Below are 21,075 nucleotides of genomic sequence, written 5' to 3' on the forward strand. Positions count from 1 at the left end.
TTTTGACTTAGCCCACTAGGTTACAAACCTCGCGCCGCGATTAAACCGCCCCTAGCTTGAACAAATTTTAATCCACAAAGGTCAACAGACCCTAATAGCGGCGTTAAATGATATATATCATTTGAATTCAATTTATTTGATGTGTAACATTTCGTGATTACGGCAACTGATTCGCCTTTCATGAGACAAACAAATGCAAAAATATGACGAGTTACTAGTTTCTTTACGCAAGGTGATCCGTGCGATTGACTTACATTCAAAGCAACTTAATAAAACAGCGGGTTTAACTGGACCACAACTGCTTATTATGCAAGAAGTGTCTCAAACTGATGGTATTACCGCCAGTCGTATTGCGCAAAACGTCAATTTAAGTCCGGCAACGGTCACAAATATTCTTGACCGAATAGAAAGCAAGAATTTGGTAACACGCGTTCGTAGTCAAATGGACAAACGCCGGGTCAGCTTATACCTTACTGAACAAGGTAAAGAATTACTCGAAAAAGCGCCTCAGCCCTTGCAAGAACACTTTATCGAAAAATTTTCAGCGCTTGCTGAATGGGAACAGAGCCTACTACTTTCATCAATGCAACGTATTGCCGCAATGATGGATGCAGATAAGCTAGATGCCTCTCCTCTTTTAGAAGTAGGCGCACTGTTTCAAACTTCTAAAGAATAAAATGCAGTATAAAAACAATAAACTAAATTAGTCTGCCATTTTCTCCTTTTTCCACACTAAGAGGCGCATCGTTGCGCCTTTATTTTTTAATCACAATCAAAACGGCTATTATGACTAAACTCTCAAAACTAACACTCGCATTAATTTTAAGTGGTGTTGCTAGCAATTCTTATGCATCAAATCTTCAACCTCTCCAAAGCCAATTAACGCAGTTAAAGCAACAAGTAGATAAACTTGAAAGCAAACTCGCTGAAAAAAAGTCTCAGCAAGTAGAACAAGTTAGTAAACAGTTGCAAGCTACTTCTACAGATACTGCACAGCAAGAAAAGCAATCATCTGGAATAAAGGTAGGAGGTGCTATTCGCGCTAACTACGGTATAAACTCTTACGATGAAGACAATGAAGATCGCGGTGGTGACTTTGATTTTGATATTTTCCGGTTAAATGTCTCTGGCGAAATTAATGATATTTCAGTCAATGGTGAAATACGCTTTTACGATTATATGACTGTCGTAAAGTACGCTTACTTAGGGTACGAATTTATTGATGGCTGGGAAGCTCAGGCAGGCATAACAGCCGTGCCGTTTGGTAACGGTCCTTATAATTCCCACAGCTACTTTTTTAGCACTAACTACTATGTTGGCCTAGAAGATGATTTTGATTTAGGTGTGGTTGCTAAGCGCAAACTTAAAGACAACTGGACACTTGATTTAGGCTTTTTCAAAAATGATGAACTGGGTGGAGTTGATGGCTCAGCATCAGACAAAAATCATCGTTACTCTTATGATATTGTTGGTAGTCGCCCTGCAGATGAAGGCACCTATGCCGAGCCAGCAAAGCAACTTGGTGAATACAACACCTTTGCTGGTCGCGCTACTTATCAGCTTGAGCATAGTAAAAATATCACAACTGACATCGGGGTATCGTTACTCAGTGGTGGACTTCACGACGGTGAAGACCGCGCTGGTAATTACAGTGCTTGGGCTGTTCACTTAAACAGCAACATTAATAACTGGAATATTCAATTGCAACACGGTGAATATGACTACGACTTAGACGATGGTAATAACCGCTTTGCGGTGGGTGCTTTTGACTATTATGACAGTGTATCGAGCCAAGCCACAATGACCAACTTTAATATTGCCTATGACTACGCACTAGAATGGGGCCCAGTTACCAACCTGCAGTTTTATAACGACTATGGGATCATCTACAACAAGTCAGATAATAGCGCCAATACTTGGATGAATGTAACCGGTATGAGCATTACTGCTGGCGGATTCTTTAGTTATGTTGATTTCGTACAAGCCCGCAATCAACCCTTTATTGGCGGTACCATTATTGGTGATGGCGATACCGAGCGCCGTTTTAATATTAATTTAGGCTATTACTTTTAATAGGTAGTGCAATCAGGAAATTCTTTTCCTTTGCTAACCCTAAATGGCTTAGTTGATAACATGCAACTAAGCCATTTTCTCTTCATTTTACCTTTTAATTAGCTTACCCTTTTACCGTTTAATTAATTAAAAAAGAGCTAAAGTGAGCATAAAAAACGTTTTTATTTATTATAAAAATTTCGGCTTTAAATTGCTGGGGCTACTGTGTGTATTACTGGGCATTATTGGTGTTGCCCTACCGGTTATGCCAACCACGCCGTTTTTAATTTTAGCCTTAGCCTGTTTTGCTCGCTCATCCGTGGCGCTTGAGTCTTGGCTATTAAACCACCCTCGCTTTGGCACAACATTACAACATTGGCGCGCCCATCAAGTGGTTCCTGTAAAGGCAAAGTATGCTGCGGGTATAGGTATGCTAATAGGCTTTATATTTTTATTATACAACAGCCCTCCAGCTTGGATTATTGCCCTAGTGGCTGTTGTTGAAGTGCTGGTTATGGCTTACTTAATTTCTAAGCCCTCAGCTCCTCCTAAAAAATAAAGTGTAAAGTTTGGTAAATAAATTTGTAACAGCTAATGCAAATCATTATCATCCGTATAAATTAAATAACCCAGCTCCTTTTATGCCCTTTGTTAATAAACGCACTTTATATAGTACAAGTCGTACCCTACATATCTATATTTCCACCGCTTTGTTTTTTTTACTTATTCTATTTTGTGTAAGCGGTATAGTGCTAAACCATGTTGACTGGTTAAAAAACGATAAAAAAAATGGCCAAATTACGGTCCAAATCCCCCAAGATCTGCTTACTCAAGCAAATACACAATTAAATAGCCTGCCTGCTATTTATCCCCAAATAGAAGCTTATTTAGCCAAACACTATGGGCTTAATAAAGTGAAAAGCATTGAATGGGAAAAGCAAGATTCACTGGTTATGCTCGACTACCCATTACCAGCAGGCTATGCCTATGCAGAGTTTGATTTTATCAGTGGCGAATTGTTGCTCGATTATCAAACCGGTGGTTTTTTAAGTGTTATCAGCGATTTACACAAAGGTCGTCACTCAGGAGAAGTATGGAGCTGGGTTATTGATATATCAGCGGTGCTGATGATTCTATTTGCCATCACCGGCATGATTATTTTATTTCAAAACAGAAAAAAACGCTTAGCAGGAATATGGATAACCGTATTAGGAATCGCAACACCATTGGTTATTTATTTATGCTGGGTTCCACAAATTAAAGGAGTGTTTTAATGTTCAAGTTTAAATCTTTAATTAGCACCGTATTGCTGTTAATTGCCGTGTGTTTTCACACTTCGGTGGCAGCGCAATCACCCCAATTAGAAATCGAATTAACTTTACCTGAGTTAGATGTGCAGCCCTATCATCGACCTTATGTTGCTGTTTGGCTCGAAACACCAGAGCGTAAACATGTCACAACTTTAGCGCTTTGGGTACAAAAAGCGGAATGGTTTAAAGACCTACGCCAATGGTGGCGTAAAGCAGGTAAAAGTGATGCAAACTTCGATGGGGTTAGTAGCGCAACCAAACGCGCAGGCACTTATACCATTAATTGGGACGGAAACGATCTTAATGGCAAATCAGTTATCGCAGGAAAATACCTGTTAAATGTTGAAGTTGTTCGTGAAGAAGGCGGGCGTGATTACAGCCGTATTGAGCTTGATTTAACCCAATCAGGAAAAATAACCATTGATGGCAAAAACGAATTTTCAACCAGCTTTGTCACTGTATCCGCTAGGTAGTCCCTACTTATCATTCAAATTTAAAGGAAAAATAATGAACGTTAATTTATTAAAAACAGCACTCATTGGCGCACTGAGTTTATCAGCGCTGGTATCAACAGCTGCAAGTGCACATGGCCGCTGGTTACTACCTTCGCATACCTCGCTATCAGGGGATAAAGCCCATTATGTAATGATTGATGCGAGTATTTCTAACGAAATTTTTGCACCTGATAAAGCATTTCGTCCAAGCACAAAAGGCGCAGAGTACGACGATACTCTGCTTATGGCACTTGCCCCAAATGGCGAGCAAGTTACCGATACCATTCGTGCCTATTACCTACAACGCAAAAGCTCTGCTGCAGTAAAACTTCAGCAACAAGGCACCTATCATATTGCGATGACGCAAAAACCTATGTACATGACATTCTACAAAAATACAGCAGGTGAGCGAAGCCGTGTATTCGCCAAAAAAGCAGATGCCAATCTACCTAAAGACGCCAGCGACATCACTACAATTAAAACCATCTCTACTGTTGATACCTTTGTTAGTCATAATGGTACCTCTAAACCAGCACAATTAGGTCAAGGCTTAGAGCTTAGCGGCCCAACGCATCCAAACGATTTATTTGTTGGCGAGCAAGCGCGCTTTCAGCTAATAAGCGATGGAAAGCCGGTTGGCGAAGGCATTGAAATAAGCATTTTAAAAGGTGATACACGCTACCGTAACGAACGTGGCGAAATAAAAGTAACGACCGACAAAAACGGCATGTTTAGCACAACGTGGAAAGAGCCAGGCCTATACCTAATCGAAACCTCTCAAAAAGTGACAGTAAACGAAAAAGATGTAGACGCCAGCCGCTATGTATTATTTACCACCCTTGAAGTAGCACCTGAATAAATTTTTAATTCCCTACAGGCCACATTAATCGTTTGGCCTGTAGCTTCTTTATAATTAAACCCCTTTAGCAAAGCTTTAAAGCAAGTTAGTCTTTTTCGCTGCCTAAATAAGCATAATCCTATATTTTAGCCTCCTTGTCTGTTCCTATTTCAATCTATTATTCCGATCACTTATTTTTATGAAAATAGTTGAATAACTTAGTCAATTTAGATCTTTGCGATGCATTAGCCGCTTATATATGATGCGCCCTTTTCAAAATCTTCAAGGCACGCTCAATGACTTTTCAGCATTTATCAGCTAATAAAAAATTAGCACTTAGCTTGGCTATTACCACCGCACTTAGCGCCTCTTTTTCAGCTGCTAATGCGGCTGAGCAAACTAACCAAGTCGAAGAAAATATCGAAGTAATTTCAGTAACAGGCACGCGCCGCAGTTTGCGTAGTATTGCGCAAAGTACTGTGCCTGTAGATATTATTAGCAGCGACGATATGGCAAGTACGGGGCAACTTGAAATTAGCCAAGTGCTCGCTAACCAAGTCCCGAGCTTTAACTACCCAAGTGCCACACTCTCTGATGGCACCGATCATGCTCGCCCAGCGGTTTTAAGAGGCCTTGCACCCGATCACACCTTAGTCCTTATTAACGGTAAGCGTCGCCACTCTGGTGCGTTATTAAACTTAGGGGGTACGGTTGGTCGCGGCTCTACCGCGGTTGATTTAAACATGATCCCAACCTCTGCAATTAAGCGTGTTGAAGTACTGCGCGATGGGGCTGCAGCACAATATGGCTCTGACGCCATTGCGGGAGTAATCAATATTGTTTTAAAAGATGCCACCGAAGGCGGCAGTGTTAGCGTAACTTATGGCCAATACGACAGCCAAATGGCCGGTGTACCGCAACTAAATAGCACTTATGCGGATGATAACGGCAACCTTGCATTTAATTTAGGCGACGATCGTCACGTTAACGACGGTAGTACCCGCACAATTAGCGCAAACTCAGGTTTTTCATTAACAGACAATGGTTTTGTAAATGTATCAATTGAATACCGTGATAACAACTCAACTCAACGCTCTGGTTTTGATCCGCGCGAACAATACAGCCGCCTAGATGATGGCAGCCTAGACCCACGCGAATTTACAATTGATCGCTACAATCACCGTTTTGGTAAAGCAGCGCTGGAAGACTACGCTTTGTTTTACAATATGGGATACGATTTAGAGAATGGCTTTAATGTTTATTCGTTTGGTAGCTATTCAGAGCGTGAAGGTAACTCGGGCGGATTTTACCGTCGTGCAAAAGACAGCCGCAATGTTTTAGAGCTATACCCAAATGGCTTTTTGCCACAAATTGCTACCGACGTAAAAGATTACTCGCTGGCACTTGGTTTACAAGGCGATAGTGGCGACTGGACTTGGGATGTAAGCACCAACTACGGCCGAAATGACTTTGGTTTAGGGGTTGTAAATAGCCTAAATACTTCTTTAGGTACTAACAGCCAAACTGAGTTTGATAACGGCGCCATGGTTTACGATCAATTTTTAGTTAATTTTGATGCCAATACCAGCGTTGATTTTGGTCTACCCGATGATGTGTTTTTCACTATTGGTGCTGAATACCGCCGTGAAAGCTATAAAATAGAGCAAGGCGAAGAAGCCTCTTATATTACTGCGCTTGATAACAACGGTAACCCAATTGCTGCTGGCGGTGCGCAAGTGCTTCCTGGGTTTGGGCCGCAAAGCGCAACCAATGAAAGTCGTCATAATGTTGCTGTATTTGCTGAATTTGATACTTACTTAACTGATAAATGGAATGTTGTTTTAGCCAGTCGCTATGAAGATTACAGCGATTTTGGTAACACATTTACTTCAAAATTAGCCACGCGTTACAGTATTAACGACAACCTATCGTTACGTGGTGCGGCAAGTACTGGCTTTCGTGCGCCGTCACTTGCACAAAGCTCGTACCGTCAAATATCGACTATTCTCGAAAATAACCAGCCTTTTGAAGTTGGTCTATTCCCAAGCTCTGCTCCTGCAGCGCAAGCGTTAGGTGCAAAACAGCTCGATGCAGAAGACTCAGTTAACGTTACCGCTGGATTTGTTTACACTCAAGGTGGCTTTAGCTTAACAGTTGATGCGTATCGCATTGATATTGATGACCGGATTGTACTCTCTGAAAACTTAAGCGGTAACGCTGTGCAGCAAATTCTAGCGAATGCTGGCGAGCTAAATACCGAAAGTGTTCGTTACTTTACCAACGCCATCAATTCGCGCACGCAAGGTGTTGATATTGTGGCAACGTACACACTTGATTTAAATACATTGGGTGATGTGCGCTTAAATGCGGCGGCAAACATTAACGATACCGAAGTGACTCATGTAGATGCAAACCCGAGCGAGCTAAATTCTTTAGGCGATGACTACGTGGTATTTGCCCGTCGTGAAGTAGGCCGTTTTGAGCAAGGCACACCCGATAACAAACTAAACCTATCGGCTGTTTGGAGCTTTAACCAATGGCAAACAACCTTGCGTGCAACTCGCTATGGGGAAGTGGCAGATATTTCAACCACCAGCGAGGGTGATGAATATTTAGATGCTAAATGGATTGCCGATTTAGAAGTCGCTTATCGTCCTAACGAAGCGTGGAAATTTGCAGTGGGTGCAAATAACTTGTTCGATCAGTACCCTCAAGCAACGGTAGATAATATTGGCTACTCTAACTTTGGCCAAATATTTCCGTACACGCCTTACACACCCTACAGTTTAGATGGGCGCTTTTTATACGGTAACATTACTTACAATTTTTAAGTAAAACGCCCATTAACAATAGAGTAATTACAAAAGGATGCAGTGTGCATCCTTTTTATTAACATTTAGTATTTTTAACCATATTTTAGCATTTTAACTTTTTAACTACTGCTGCCATCTCATATAAAACAACAACTTACATTTCGGCCTCAATTTTGCTCTATACTTTGTATATTAACTAAAATAATCAATATCAAAGGACTAAACATGAGCGCATCAACTCTATTCAACTTCACTAAGCCCGTTTCACTAATTAGCGGCATTTTATTACTCAGCGGTTGTGTATTTCACATATCGCCCAGTGTCGCATCAGTTAAACAAACCCAGCAGCTTTCACTACCAAGCAATAACCTTGAGCACCTAACGATATTAAGTGGTGCCGGTTCGCTCGATATTCAGGGCTCTAATACTGCAACCAATATTAGCGTTGATGCCATCATCTACACCGCCGACATTGACGATGAATACGAACTCACCCTTGAGAAAAGCGGTACACAAGCAAAACTTGTTGCACAAAATACAAGTAATAATGGGATTAGCTTTTACAGCGGGCAATCACCAAGTATCAATTTAGTTGTTACCGTACCTAACACCCTAAATTTAGATATTAACGACGGCTCAGGCGATATTGTTATTAACGCGATGCAAAGCAATATTGATGTAAAAGATGGCTCTGGCAGCATTAATATTAATAGTGCTAAAAACTTAAATATTGACGATGGCTCGGGCAGTATTTACGTAAAAAATGTAGTCGGCGATTTAGCATTAAATGATGGCTCAGGCAGCATTGATATTGATAATGTCAGTGGTAATGTCGCAATTGAAGATGGTTCAGGCGAAATGCAAGTTACTAATGTAACAGGTGTATTAAACGTTGAAGATGGCTCGGGCGGCATAACTATTAAACATATTAATGGCGCAGTTACCGTAGACGATAACTCTGGAGATATGCTGATTGAACATATTGGCTCAAGCGTAACTATTGAAGATGGCTCTGGCGATATTCGCGTTAATCACGCTAAAGGGCTAACAATTACAGAAGCAGGCTCTGGTGATGTTAGCATCGATAATATCTCTGGTTCAGTAAAGCTAGACTAATATAACCTGAACTCTGGTTAAGAGATTTACTAAAATATTGAATCAAAATGATATTTATGTTTGTTTTCTCTAGCCAGAGATTTTCAGTGAAAACAAGGCGAAATTACGCGTCAATAGCTAGTCTATTGCAAGTAAATTCAACGCAGTTAGCGCTCAAAATAGCTGCTTGAGATAGATTTATTATCCAGAGTTCAGGTTAATATACTAAGCCCTTAATAAAAATGCACTTAGCCTTGGCTTAAGTGCATTTTTTGAAAGCCGTTTTATAGCCCTCTAATAACCAACTAACTCTGCATAACCTTTACCTTTAAAACCGCCTTGGGTTTTAATTCGCCCCTCCCAGTAGGGAATGCTCAATTGATTACGTGAATCGGGGTTACGCGCTTCAATTATAATAGGCTCAAACCCTTTAACCTTGAGGTGCCATTTAACAGGGTAGGTTTTACTACTGGCCGTTGTTTGCGCCGTTTGGGTTGTAAGCTCAGATATTTTTAATACCTGCAAGGTCACGTCGTTATTGTCAATAGCGCGTACTTGTCCATCGGACGTAATGTGCGATGCATTGCAGTAATCATAACTTTGTTGGCCATTACGAATACAAAATGCCATCAAACCACCCTGTTTTTTATCATCAGCCTGAATGCTAAACCAGTCCCAACCATTTTGGGTAGGATCGATTAACGCCGAAGACCACTCTCTGTCTAACCAAGCATCTCCAGTTACTTTAAAAGTTTTACCCGCAAATGTGATGTCGCCTTTGGCTTGTAGAAACGGATAGCTGTAATAGTAAGAGGCATGCCCCTGGTGGGTTTTTTGGCTATAACCTTGCTCGCCATGCTTTACAAGCGGGCTATTAGCCAGCACCAGGTTTGCACTGTAATTTTCCTGCTGTGCCTTTAAGCTAAGCGGTAAAAATGCTGCTTTTTTACTTGCTAGCTGCCAATCATCTAGGCGAGCCTCAAATGGCTGTGCTGTTATATTTACTTGCCCCGAGCGGCCATATTTCTCGAACGCCTGATGCTGGGTATCGGTTTGTATTGCAAAGTGAGCAAAGTAAAGCTGCCCATTCCACCAAGGCGATGGTTCTGTTTGTGTGCTTTGCTCATCAACCGAGAGCCTAAATAAAGTCCATTGCACACCAAAGGTGTCGCCATTATCTGCTTTTAAATTAGCAGTTACGTACCACCATTCAATTCCTTGTTGATGATGCGCCCCATGATCGCGTGGAAAGCTCAGTCCTTGGTTTTTGTTTACAGGTTCACCAAATTGTTGTGCAAACCCGCTATGCATTGGTTTATTTTGATTTACTTGCTCTGCTTCGGGCTGACACGCGCTTAATGCGCCAATAAAAATAAAGGTAACGGCTGCTTTTAGTCTATTCATGTAAGTCCTATAGCTTGGCAACATTATCGGCAACGGCGCTTCGCGTTAATTTTATTAGCGGTAACGCGCTCACAAATAAAGCTAACATAAACATAAGCACCGTAAAGCCCCCTAATTGCAGCCAATTAACGGTCATGGCCATGGTCCAACCAAAGGCAATTGGCATGACGTAAGTTAATAGTACCCATCCAAGGCTAAGCCCCAGTGGTATAGCTAATAACAAGGTGGTTAAAATAATAAGTGCAGCTTGCAGTACTTTTGCTCCCAATAATTGCTGCTGGGTGACACCCAGCGTTTGCAATACCGCCATGGGCTGTAATTGCCCACGCCCTAAAGTTAAAAAGCTTACCCACATGCCAAATAGTGCAATCAGCATAATAAATATATTAAGCGCCTGAGTAACATAAAAAGTTTTACCAAATAACTGTTTTGCAAAGCGTTTAAACTGCTGGTTCGCAATAACTTGCTGGCTATCTAATTGGTGCTGCTTTTGAATATATTCGGCCATGGCGTCTACGTCGCTATTAGGATTTAGCCAAAGCGATAAACCAGACTCAGTGTAATTTAAGCTGCTATTCAATAATACATTAGTTGTTACAACAACATTTAACCCTTGCTCGCCGTAATCAAAATAGGCAGCACGTACTTGGCACGTTAGTGTATTAATATGCTGTTTTAGGGTTATTACATCACCTACTTTAAGCGAGTACTGCAGCAAGGCGGGTTCGTTCACTAAGCAACCCACCACCCCGTTTTTGTTTTTTTCAAATACTGCAGATGTAGGTGCTTTATTGTTTAACAAAGTAAGGTGTTGGTTGTAGCTGGCCGTTGCACCAAATGCCATAACATCAACAGCAATCCTATTTTTAGGTGTTTTAAGCTCACTTTTAGCTGACCAATATACGCCTACTTTTTCGACCTCTGGGAGTTCACGCAATTTAGCCCCTAACGCTTGAATGTTTTGATCGGGCCTTACGTATAAATCGGCGCTTAGGCGTTTTTCAAGGTGTGTATCTAAGGTGTCACTAAAACTGCCAACCATAATCTGCATACCTACGGCGGCCCCCATAGCCATTAAAATAGCGAGTACCGAGCTTAGTAATGCGGGTAATTGCACTAGGCTATCGGCTTTTAACCAGTGAATAATGGGATTTTGTGTTGGCCATGGCAATTTAAAAACGGCTTTAACTACCGGTGGCGTAATAACAAAAAAGAGGAGTAACACACAAACACACAGCAATAAGGCGCTTATTTTGGTATTTGCCGTTAGCGCTAAGTAACTGGCTGCACAAATAGCTAACGCAAACATTAGCCATTTAATACGCGCTAAAAAAGTACTTAATCGAGCCGATTGACTGGCTAAAAACCCCAACAAAACAACAATATTAAGTGTAAAACCGCTGACAATCATACTGCTATCAAGGCTTACTACAAAGCTTCTGTCTAGTTGGTAAAGCCCTCGAAGAGTCGCCGATACATCCATAACTAAGGCGTTTGCCAGTGCCGCGCCTAATAACGCACCTAATAACGCAGCAAAAAAACTAAGCACTGTTAATTCAATAACCAGCGCTTTAATTAACACCGACCTTTGACAACCCAGCACCCACATTTGCTGCTGCAAGTGAGCACGCGCATTGTATGCCAGCTTAATTGCATTAAAACTTAAAAACGCACCCACCACATAACCTAACAAAGCCAGCGCTTGTAAATTAAAGAAAAATGCCTCAGAGAGCGCATCAAAAGCTTGCTCTTGCGCAGCTTCAAGCCGTGCTTGCTCGCCTAACAATACGTTTAACTGGGCTGCTTGTTTGTTATTTAAGCCACTTACTTCAAGGTAATTAATTGCCCCATTTGCGCGCAGTAACTTGTCGGCAAGGCTAATATCCACCAGCATGGTCATGCCTAAACCTTGTAATTCGCTTACCGCTAAAGTAACAGTGGCATCGCCCATGTTTATATTAATGCGGCTGTTTTTTAAATTTAGCCGCTGCATTAATTTAGGGTCGATATAAACAGTATTTAGTATCTGTTCAAACCCAGAATAACGATTGTTGGTTGTTGATGCTGAGCCGCCGGTATTTTCTGTAAGCCACTGTAATAAATTGACGCCTCTAATCGCGAGTTTTTGCTGCTTATTGGTTTCAATTACGCCCTCTAAAACCGGTTGAACCTGCGTAAAGCCAGCCGCCCTCATACGCGACCACATACTGTTGGGCAACCTATTTTCACCTAGCACAGGGCGAACAAAATGCGTCACTGGGTTTGCAATTAGTGCTGTGGTTTGTTGATAGCGTTTACCGGCCTCTAAATTTAAGCCCTGTATTGCAGTAAGTAGCGCCGCGCCTAAACTAAAACCAATGAAAAACAGGAATAACAGCCCTACATGACGGCGATAAAACTGCATATACGTTATTAATATAAGTTTAAGCTCAGCCATTAATTTGGCCATCTTTTAAAAACAATTGCGTAGCAAACTGATCGGCCAATCGCTGACTATGAGTGACCATAATAAGTATTATTTGCTGCTCTTCGCACAGGCTTTTTAGTAGCGTAACTATATCGAGTGAGCGAGCGGCATCAAGGTTACCCGTAGGTTCATCAGCCAATAACAGCTTAGGCTTATTTAATAGCGCACGACCTATGCCCACCCGCTGCTGCTCACCACCTGAGAGTTGCTCAGGCATTGCTGTAAGCTTGCCTTCTAACCCCAGTTTTTTAGCCATCGTATTTACTTCATCGTCGCTAGGCGATAACCCATTAAGCCTTGCTTGAAAACACATATTGTCTTTCACATTTAACGGGCTGAGTAATTGGTAATGCTGAAAAATAATACCTATTTTACGCCGATAAAGCGCAAGTTCATTGGCACTCAATTCACTTATTTTTTGTTTATTAACCGTAATAGTTCCTGCATCTGGAGACAGTAAACCGGCTAATAAATTTAATAATGTTGTTTTACCCGAGCCACTATCACCTAGTAAGGCAATGTGCGCTGCAGGCAAAATAGTTAACGATAAGTCATTAATTATTTGTCGTTTTAAGCCACCATCTTGGCGTGTAAAAAACACATTATTTAGCGAAATCATAAAGAAAAGGTCATTCCTGCAACAAAAAATACGGTCTGTTATATAAACGATACCATATCAGTAAAAAGCTCAAATAAGCGTTCTTTTTGTGACCGCTACCAGTAAAGTTAATTTTACTGGTAAGCTAAAGCACTTTTTACTTTCGTAACTCATTGTATTTTATACGCACCTAAGCCATGCTATTTATCTCAACGTTAATAAGGTAAGCATGTGTTAGAAATAGCGTTAATTTACTTAGCTGCCGCCATTGTTGCAGTTCCTATAGCAAAACGACTTGGACTTGGCTCTGTGCTGGGTTATTTAATTGCTGGCATTTTGATAGGCCCTTATGCATTAGGAGTCGTAGGTGACCAAACTGATGTAATGCACTTTGCTGAATTTGGCGTAGTGATGATGCTATTTTTAGTTGGCCTTGAACTGCAACCTTCGCGTTTGTGGACGCTGCGCCACTCAATTTTAGGGCTTGGCGGATTGCAGGTAGTATTAAGTGCAGCGGCTATTTTTGCCTTTTGTTATTGGTTTTTTTGCCATGCATTGGCAAACAGCACTGGCTATAGGCTTAATGCTCGCACTGTCTTCAACTGCTATTGTGCTGCAAAGCTTAGAAGAAAAAGGCTGGTTAAAACAAGAAGCTGGGCAAAATGCATTTTCGGTTTTATTATTTCAAGATATTGCGATTATTCCTATTTTAGCGCTGCTCCCTTTACTGGCTTTTGCACCACAAGGTAACTCAAAAGACATTAGCGACTCCATCATTGCAGGCTGGCCTATTTGGCAGCAAGTTGGGGCTTCTGTTGCTGTTATTGCCGCTATCATTGCTGGCGGTAAATATGTGTCGGCACCACTATTTAGATACATAGCACAAACCCACATGCGTGAAATATTCACAATTTTTGCATTGTTTTTAGTGGTGGCTATTTCGCTGGTGATGCAAAGTATTGGCTTATCGCCCGCACTGGGTACTTTTTTAGCCGGAGTTGTATTGGCCGAAAGTGAATTTAGACACGAGCTAGAAGCCGATATAGAACCCTTTAAAGGCTTATTACTGGGACTATTTTTTATCACGGTTGGTGCATCAATTAATTTTGAACTGCTGTTTAATCAGTTCAGTACCGTGATTGCCTTAGTGGTGCTATTAATTGTCATTAAAGCCTGTATTTTACTTGCCTTGGCAATGGCTTTTAATATTAGTCGTAAACAGCAACTGCTATTTACCTTAGCCCTTGCTCAGGGCGGCGAGTTTGCGTTTGTGCTGCTTAGTGTAACCACCACCTTGAGTATTTTAACCCCAGAGCAAACCAATTTAGTTACCCTTGTGGTTGCCGTTTCTATGCTAATAGCGCCTTTACTACTGATGTTGTATGAGCCAATTCAAAAGCGCAACTATAGCACCACGGCACCCGAATTTGATAAACCAGAACAAATAAGCACAGCTAAGCATGTGATCATTGCCGGATACGGCCGTTTTGGGCAAATTATGGGGCGTTTATTACATGCGCAAGGCTACGAAATTACCGTACTTGATCACAGCCCAAGCCAAATAGAACTGCTGCGCCGCTTTGGTAATACCGTATTTTATGGTGATGCGGCACGCCAAGAACTGCTTGAAGCCGCGGGCGCGCATACAGCACAAATGCTGGTTGTCGCGATTGATGACCCTGATAAAACTATTGAGATTATTAAGCTGGCGCATAAAAACTACCCCCAATTAAAAATAGTGGCGCGCGCCATAGACCGCCGCCATGCATATCAATTACTTAATTTAAAAGTGAATGCGTTTAACCGCGAAACCGTCGACTCAGCCATAAACCTGGCCATAGAATCGTTGCAATTGCTTGGTAATAGTAAAGAAGACGCTGAGCGTGCTGGTAAGTTATTTAGAGATCACGACCGTGCTGCGGTACTGCAACTTGCCGAGTTATGGGGTGATGATGCCAGTTATGGCGTAGCCGTGCGCCAACGTATGGAAGATTTAAAGCAGGTATTACAACAAGATAAACAAGCACGGCAAAACTTAAATACCTGTGACGCCAACGATTATGAAAATGGCTTAACTGAGAGCACGGTTAAGCCAAAAAATGCTAATGATGATGCCCACCTTGAATAGCCTCGCCTTGCTGATTATAAAAACCAGTAGCGCCGTGCTCTATAAAACCAAGATTAATCATTTTAGCTAAAAATGGATCGCTTTCGTTATCGCCAATATCCGCGTAATCGGTGGTTTGAAAGTTATCCCATTTTGCAAACTGAGCCTTAATTGCAGGTGTATCACTGTTTACATCATTTAAGCTAAGCAAGGTTTGAGTATCACTTTTTTTATTAGTCACACTAAAAGTTTTAACTAATTTTGCTTGCGGGAGAAAAGTCAGCTTAAATTGGTTATCGCCCTCATTAAGCACGTAATTTTTTACCTCATTACAACCCTCACCTTGTGAACTTACTAGGGTCATTTTTTCAATTAAATGGTTATCCACCAGCTGACTTTTGGCGCTCCAATTTTGCACTCCACGTACCTCCGATGGTTGGTACTCAATACCGCGTTGCTCGGCATTAAAGTAGCGAATAGGACGAAGCTGGTTATTACTTAGCTGCTGCCAAAGCTCGGTTAGTGTTTCACTTTGATGCGCCACCTGCTGATTGTTTCGCCAAAGAGTAAGTGACTGGGTGCTGTGCTGCGATTTGTGCTGATTGGTAATTTTATAGTCGGCTTTTAGTTGCGCAGCATCAATGTCGCACTGCTGGGCGAGCGCACTCGTGCTGGCCAGTGCTGAGAATATAAATAATAGCTTTTTCATTGGGGTAATCTCTTAGTTAAACATTACTTTATGACTCTAAAATAACGCTTAATAATGGCATTTGTATGACACAAAAAAGCCCGCACAGTGTGCGGGCTGTTTGTTTTGCTAGTTAATTTATTGCGCTACTTTTTCATCCGCCGCTTTTACAAAATCTGCGGCAAAGTCCATTACATGGAATAAAAAGCTTTGCTCATTAGTTCCAGTCACTAAGTGGGCACCAGGTCCGGTTGCATACACACCCACATCTTCACCCGCATGGGTTTCTGATGATAGTGGCACAAGTGCTTCTTGGTGAAAGCCCGGCGTTGTAGTATCAACATTGCTTAAATCAACGCGCCCTGTAACGGGTGCAAAGTTATATCCTTCATCTGCATCGGTTTCATTGCCTAAGTCTCTAAAGCCACCACCATTAGTGTAACCAACCGTAGTATAAGGCATATCATCGGCAGCTAAACTTGGCTCTGTTTGGCCTACACCAACCACTTTACCCAATATTGGGTTGCCACGCTTAGGGTAACCCGCAATAGTAAACACATGGCTGTGATCGGCCGTGACCACGATTAGTGTTTCTTCTGGGTTAGTATTTTCCATCGCCACTTTTACTGCATTCGCTAACTCAATAGTGTCGTTTAATGCATTGTAAGCGTTACCCGCATGGTGGGCGTGATCAATACGGCCCGACTCAACTGTTAAGAAAAAGCCTTTATCATTGTTATCTAAAACATTAATAGCTTTTTCGGTCATTTGCGATAGCGAAGGCTCACCAGCGATATCGTTATCGCGATCAGCTTCGTATTGCATGTGCGATTCGTTAAATAAACCAAATACCTTTGTGGCATCATCGCTAATGGCATCAAACCCAGTTTGATCCATAACGTAAGTACCAGTCGGGTAAGTTGTTTGCCATTCTGTCACTAAATTACGCGCATCAGTACGGTCGCCTTCAACAGCACTCACCGCATCTGCAGAATTAAAGGCTGCATCTTTAGGTAAAAAATGACGACGCCCGCCACCCATAACCACTTCGATTCCGTCTACATCAACACCACTAAAACGGGCTTCTAAGTTCTTTTCAAAATTAACCAGCTGTGAAGCAATATCTTCACAATTGGCTGACTCTGAAGCTGGCATATCTGAAATATCTTCCCAGTTACGATCAGCCGACTTAGCATAAGTTGCCGCAGGCGTTGCATGGGTAATACGTGCCGTAGAAACAATACCGGTAGATTTACCGGCAATTTCAGCAAGCTCTAACGAAGTAACAAGCTCATGCCCTTTGCCTGATGCACAATTACCACGCTCAACTGCTTCATCAATACCAATTACACCCACATCGGTTTTTACACCAGAGGCCATTGCTGTCATCGTACCGGCAGAATCAGGTGTTTGTGCATCTACATTATAAGTTTTTACAAACCCAGAATACGGCATGGTTTCAAAGCTTAATTGGTGATCTTCACCCATTTCACCCTGCAATTGCCCCGCTAAAATACGCGCTGCCGTTATAGTAGAAATACCCATACCATCACCAACAAACAAGATCACGTTTTTCGCTTTACCTGACTCTGTTACTACCTTACTTGCTGCATCTTGCGCACTAGCAAGTTTAGTTTGTGCGTCGCTAAACCAAGCATTGTTACTTAATGAAGCGAGCTGTTCACTCGTTAATGAGGTAGCTGGGTCGTTACATACTAAGTTAGTGTGCGTTACTTCGCTGCTCTCTAATTGCCCATTAGTATTGGTATCAACACCGCTTTGCGTTTCTACGCCGCCATTAACACATTGTGCTGAGCCTACTGCGATTTGGTTATCTACCGCTAAAATATTATTACTGTTTTTGTCGTCATCACTCGAACACCCAGTTAATGCGACCATTACTGCTAAAGAAAGTACTGTTAATTTATTCATGTGAGCCGCCATTATTGCTGAGTTAGTTCAAGAGCTTGATTAATTAAATGAAATACAACGTTTTGTTCTATAACACCTTGAGCAAGGTGAGCACCTGGGCCCATTGCATGCAATGAAATATCTTCACCTGCATGCGTTTCAGAGCCAAGTGGAACAGTAGCCTCTTGGTGAAAACCTGGCGTATTTGTATCAACACCATTTAGCTCAACACGTCCTGCAACCGCAGCTGTTTCATAGCTTGCATCCGCATCTGTTTCATCGATTAAGTTTCTAAAACCGAGGCCATTTGCATAACCTACTGTGGTGTATGGCATGTTATCAGCAGCTAGCGTTGGCGTAGTTTGGCCAACACCAACCACTTTACCTAAAATTGGGTTACCGCGTTTCGGGTAACCAGCAATAGTAAATACATGACTGTGATCGGCTGTAACTAAAATAAGCGTTTCTTCAGGGTCGGTGTTATCAACGGCAGCTTGAACGGCTTTTGCAAATTCAATAGTGTCGTTAAGTGCGTTAAAAGCATTACCCGCATGGTGAGCATGGTCAATACGGCCCGACTCTACGGTTAAGAAAAAGCCTTTTTCGTTTTTACCCAGTACATCAATCGCTTTGGTGGTCATATCGGTAAGCGACGGCTCACCAGCTATATCGTTGGCACGGTCAGCTTCGTATTGCATGTGCGATTCGTTAAATAAGCCAAATACTTTAGTGGCATCATCGGCAATAGCATCAAACCCAGCTTGATCCATCACATAAGTGCCATTTGGATATTGTGTTTGCCATTCAGTAACAAGGTTGCGCTCATCAGTACGATCGCCTTCTACGGCGCTCATTGCATCATTTGAATTTGCAGATGCATCTTTAGGTAAAAAGTGACGACGGCCGCCACCCATTACAAAGTCTAAACCATCAACATCGGTACCTATAAAACGCGCTTCTAGGTTTTTTTCAAAGTTAACTAGCTGTGAGGCAATATCTTCACAGCCTGCATTAACTGCTGCCTCTGGCATGTCTGAGATATCTTCCCAGTTGCGATCAGCTGATTTAGCATAGGTTGCCGCAGGCGTTGCATGGGTAATGCGGGCAGTAGAGATAATTCCTGTTGCTAGGCCTTTAATTTCAGCAAGCTCAGTGGCTGTAAGTAACTCATTACCAGCCACCGTTGAGCACTCACCGCGCTCAATATCTTCATCAACACCAATAACACCCACATCGGTTTTTACCCCTGAGATCATGGCCGTCATGGTGCCTGCAGAGTCTGGCGTTTGTGCATCCACATTATAGGTTTTAATTTGCGCAGAATAAGGGAACTGCTCAAAGCTTAAATAGCCTTCTTCGCCAAGCTGATTATTGCGTTGACCTTGTAAAATACGTGCTGCGGTTAAGGTAGAAATACCCATGCCATCGCCTACAAATAAAATAACATTTTTAGCTTTAGTGTTTTTAATTGCCTGCGCTTGCGTTGTTTTTGTTGTTAGTTTTGCTTGGGCAGCGCTGTACCAGCTGCTGTCTTTTTGACTTTGCGGTAAAACATTGGCATGACTAACGGCACTAAACGCACAGGTTAGTGCGATTGCCGCAGCAACTTTTTTAATTTTCATCCGTAATTCCCATTATGTAGTGGTTATTTTTAAAAGTGTGAACACAAAAAACATCAACCGCTGTACTATAGGAAATAGATGTTACTAATAAAGGTAATTTTAATGACAAGAAGGTGACAGCCAAATTTTATATCAATAACACCTACTTTGTATTTCCATCGACTGCTTAACCCTTCTCATAATATATGTAACAGCTCTATAAAAGCACATCACAATATATTAGTTTATTGATCTCTTGCTTGAGCCTAAGCTTGCTATTGCCTACAATAGCGCATAATTAATTCAACGCAGATCACCAATATGACTGATAAAAACAAACCAGAATTACCAAATCAACTGTCTATCAACCCACGTAGCAAATTTTATGTAGAAGAAGTATTTGAACATGAAATCGGTATTACACTTAACGGTAAAGAGCGTTTTGACGTTGAAGAGTACTGCATCAGCGAAGGTTGGATAAAAGTAGCGGCACCTAAAGCGCTAGACCGTCGCGGCCAGCCATTACTTATGAAAGTAAAAGGCACTGTAGAAGCGTTTTACAAGTAATAGCTTACTTGTAAAAAGAAAAGCGACACCTTACTGGGTAGTCGCTTTTTTTGTGCCTTTTAAAAACAGCTTTAACATGTTGAACTTTTTTCATACTCAACCTGATGAAGTTTCATTATGAATTTTCAAAAAATATGTTTGAATAGCTTTAATTATTTAGACGTATAGAAGTCCATTATGAGTAGGTTAACAATATTAGATGGCGGCATGGGTCGTGAACTTAAACGCATGGGCGCGCCATTTTCACAGCCATTGTGGAGTGCACAAGCTTTAATAGAAGCACCACAATGCGTAACTCAAGCGCATCAAGCTTTTATAAATGCGGGGGCAGAAATTATTACAGTAAATAGCTATGCGTGTGTCCCCTTTCATTTAGGTGAAACGCTTTACCAAGCACAAGGTGCAGCACTTGCACAGCAAGCTGCTGTAATTGCAAAAAAGCAGCTCAAAACACTAATCAAAACGTGCTAGTTGCGGGTTCATTGCCACCCGCATTTGGATCGTACCGTGCTGATTTTTTCCAAAGTGAACGCGCATTTACTATTTTAAATACCCTGTATAAAGCACAAGACGAATATGTCGATGTTTGGATTGGTGAAACCACATCAAACATTGAAGAAGCGCGGGTTATGGCAAGGGTGCTTAAGAATTCAAACAAACCATGTTATTACGCATTTACCTTAAATGATGAAGTAAGCGAACAAGCGACATTGCGCTCTGGTGAATTAGTATCCGACGCTATCTTAGCATTACTCGAACATAATATAGCGGGCATATTCTTCAACTGCTCTATCCCTGAGGTTATTGAACAAGCGCTACGCGACACTAATCGCGTACTAAAACAGCAGAATAAAAATGTTGATTTAGGGGTCTTTGCAAATGGTTTTACACCAATCGCCAGCGATTATAAAGCCAATGAAGGCTCGCAAGGTTACCGCGACTTATCACCCGCTGAGTATGTAGCGTTTGCAAAGCAATGGCATAGCCTAGGCGCGACAATTATTGGCGGCTGCTGTAGTATTGGCCCCGAATTCATAGCAGCGCTGGTAAAGTGGAAAAGCGATATTAAAGCGCTTTAATATCGCTTATTTAACTACAAAAGTATCGAGAACCCCTTTTGAGCTTATTGA

General features: G+C 41.8%; 15 protein-coding genes and 2 pseudogenes. 11 read left to right on the forward strand and 6 right to left on the reverse strand.

Annotated features, from left to right (window positions below):
- The first annotated feature begins 193 nt into the window (after positions 1 to 193).
- The 8 genes from QMA00_RS14695 (at position 194) to QMA00_RS14730 (ending at position 8,623) form a co-directional block, all read left to right on the forward strand.
- Positions 194 to 676 (forward strand): MarR family transcriptional regulator, encoded by a 483-nt coding sequence (locus tag QMA00_RS14695; protein WP_016899014.1) that lies wholly within the window; start codon positions 194 to 196, stop codon positions 674 to 676.
- 110 nt (positions 677 to 786) lie between these two features.
- Positions 787 to 2,073 (forward strand): porin, encoded by a 1,287-nt coding sequence (locus tag QMA00_RS14700; RefSeq protein ID WP_029609900.1) that lies wholly within the window; start codon positions 787 to 789, stop codon positions 2,071 to 2,073.
- Positions 2,074 to 2,215: 142 nt separating this feature from the next.
- Positions 2,216 to 2,611, forward strand: a complete 396-nt coding sequence (locus QMA00_RS14705) for a YbaN family protein (RefSeq protein WP_016899012.1) — start codon at positions 2,216 to 2,218, stop codon at positions 2,609 to 2,611.
- Positions 2,612 to 2,693: 82 nt separating this feature from the next.
- Entirely contained in the window at positions 2,694 to 3,326 is a 633-nt protein-coding gene (locus tag QMA00_RS14710; protein WP_029609899.1) for a PepSY-associated TM helix domain-containing protein, read from the forward strand.
- Positions 3,326 to 3,835, forward strand: a complete 510-nt coding sequence (locus QMA00_RS14715) for a DUF2271 domain-containing protein (RefSeq protein ID WP_016899010.1) — start codon at positions 3,326 to 3,328, stop codon at positions 3,833 to 3,835. The genes QMA00_RS14710 and QMA00_RS14715 overlap by 1 nt, the downstream gene beginning before the upstream one ends.
- Positions 3,836 to 3,869: 34 nt before the next feature.
- Positions 3,870 to 4,715 (forward strand): DUF4198 domain-containing protein, encoded by an 846-nt coding sequence (locus QMA00_RS14720; protein ID WP_016899009.1) that lies wholly within the window; start codon positions 3,870 to 3,872, stop codon positions 4,713 to 4,715.
- 275 nt (positions 4,716 to 4,990) lie between these two features.
- Complete coding sequence (locus QMA00_RS14725; RefSeq protein WP_016899008.1) at positions 4,991 to 7,525, forward strand: TonB-dependent receptor; 2,535 nt, start codon at positions 4,991 to 4,993, stop codon at positions 7,523 to 7,525.
- Positions 7,526 to 7,732: 207 nt separating this feature from the next.
- Positions 7,733 to 8,623 (forward strand): hypothetical protein, encoded by an 891-nt coding sequence (locus tag QMA00_RS14730; RefSeq protein ID WP_076922339.1) that lies wholly within the window; start codon positions 7,733 to 7,735, stop codon positions 8,621 to 8,623.
- Between the two features lie 273 nt (positions 8,624 to 8,896).
- Here the strand turns inward: QMA00_RS14730 and QMA00_RS14735 are convergent, their stop codons facing one another.
- The 3 genes from QMA00_RS14735 to QMA00_RS14745 are packed head-to-tail and all read right to left on the reverse strand — an operon-like array spanning position 8,897 to position 13,092.
- Positions 8,897 to 10,006: a lipocalin-like domain-containing protein gene (locus QMA00_RS14735; protein ID WP_076922340.1), complete on the reverse strand. Its 1,110-nt coding sequence runs from the start codon at positions 10,004 to 10,006 to the stop codon at positions 8,897 to 8,899.
- 7 nt (positions 10,007 to 10,013) lie between these two features.
- The gene (locus QMA00_RS14740; RefSeq protein ID WP_083703521.1) at positions 10,014 to 12,443 is read right to left on the reverse strand and encodes an FtsX-like permease family protein; all 2,430 of its coding nucleotides are present in this window, start codon (positions 12,441 to 12,443) and stop codon (positions 10,014 to 10,016) included.
- Positions 12,436 to 13,092, reverse strand: coding sequence for an ATP-binding cassette domain-containing protein (locus QMA00_RS14745; RefSeq protein ID WP_076919843.1), 657 nt, complete (start codon positions 13,090 to 13,092; stop codon positions 12,436 to 12,438). Before QMA00_RS14745 ends, QMA00_RS14740 begins: the two co-directional genes overlap by 8 nt.
- 210 nt (positions 13,093 to 13,302) lie before the next feature.
- On the opposite strand from QMA00_RS14745, the pseudogene QMA00_RS14750 reads away from it, so the two are divergent.
- Positions 13,303 to 15,199: pseudogene (locus tag QMA00_RS14750) on the forward strand (monovalent cation:proton antiporter-2 (CPA2) family protein).
- Here QMA00_RS14750 and QMA00_RS14755 read toward each other — a convergent pair.
- The 3 genes from QMA00_RS14755 to QMA00_RS14765 form a co-directional block, all read right to left on the reverse strand.
- Positions 15,174 to 15,887, reverse strand: a complete 714-nt coding sequence (locus tag QMA00_RS14755; protein ID WP_076922342.1) for a hypothetical protein — start codon at positions 15,885 to 15,887, stop codon at positions 15,174 to 15,176. The pseudogene QMA00_RS14750 and the gene QMA00_RS14755 overlap by 26 nt on opposite strands.
- A 117-nt stretch (positions 15,888 to 16,004) precedes the next feature.
- Entirely contained in the window at positions 16,005 to 17,798 is a 1,794-nt protein-coding gene (locus QMA00_RS14760) for an alkaline phosphatase (protein WP_076922353.1), read from the reverse strand.
- An 11-nt stretch (positions 17,799 to 17,809) separates the two neighbouring features.
- A complete protein-coding gene (locus tag QMA00_RS14765; RefSeq protein ID WP_076922343.1) occupies positions 17,810 to 19,399 on the reverse strand; it encodes an alkaline phosphatase in 1,590 nt (529 codons plus the stop codon).
- Between the two features lie 300 nt (positions 19,400 to 19,699).
- Between QMA00_RS14765 and QMA00_RS14770 the strand changes: the two genes are divergently transcribed.
- Together QMA00_RS14770 and QMA00_RS14775 are read left to right on the forward strand one after the other, a co-directional pair.
- Entirely contained in the window at positions 19,700 to 19,945 is a 246-nt protein-coding gene (locus QMA00_RS14770; RefSeq protein ID WP_076922344.1) for a DUF3297 family protein, read from the forward strand.
- A gap of 228 nt (positions 19,946 to 20,173) precedes the next feature.
- Positions 20,174 to 21,024: pseudogene (locus tag QMA00_RS14775) on the forward strand (homocysteine S-methyltransferase family protein).
- Positions 21,025 to 21,075: the final 51 nt, after the last annotated feature.

Origin of the sequence: Pseudoalteromonas sp. APC 3694 (assembly GCF_030407565.1) — a bacterium.
In the GTDB taxonomy this organism is placed as follows: domain Bacteria; phylum Pseudomonadota; class Gammaproteobacteria; order Enterobacterales; family Alteromonadaceae; genus Pseudoalteromonas; species Pseudoalteromonas tetraodonis.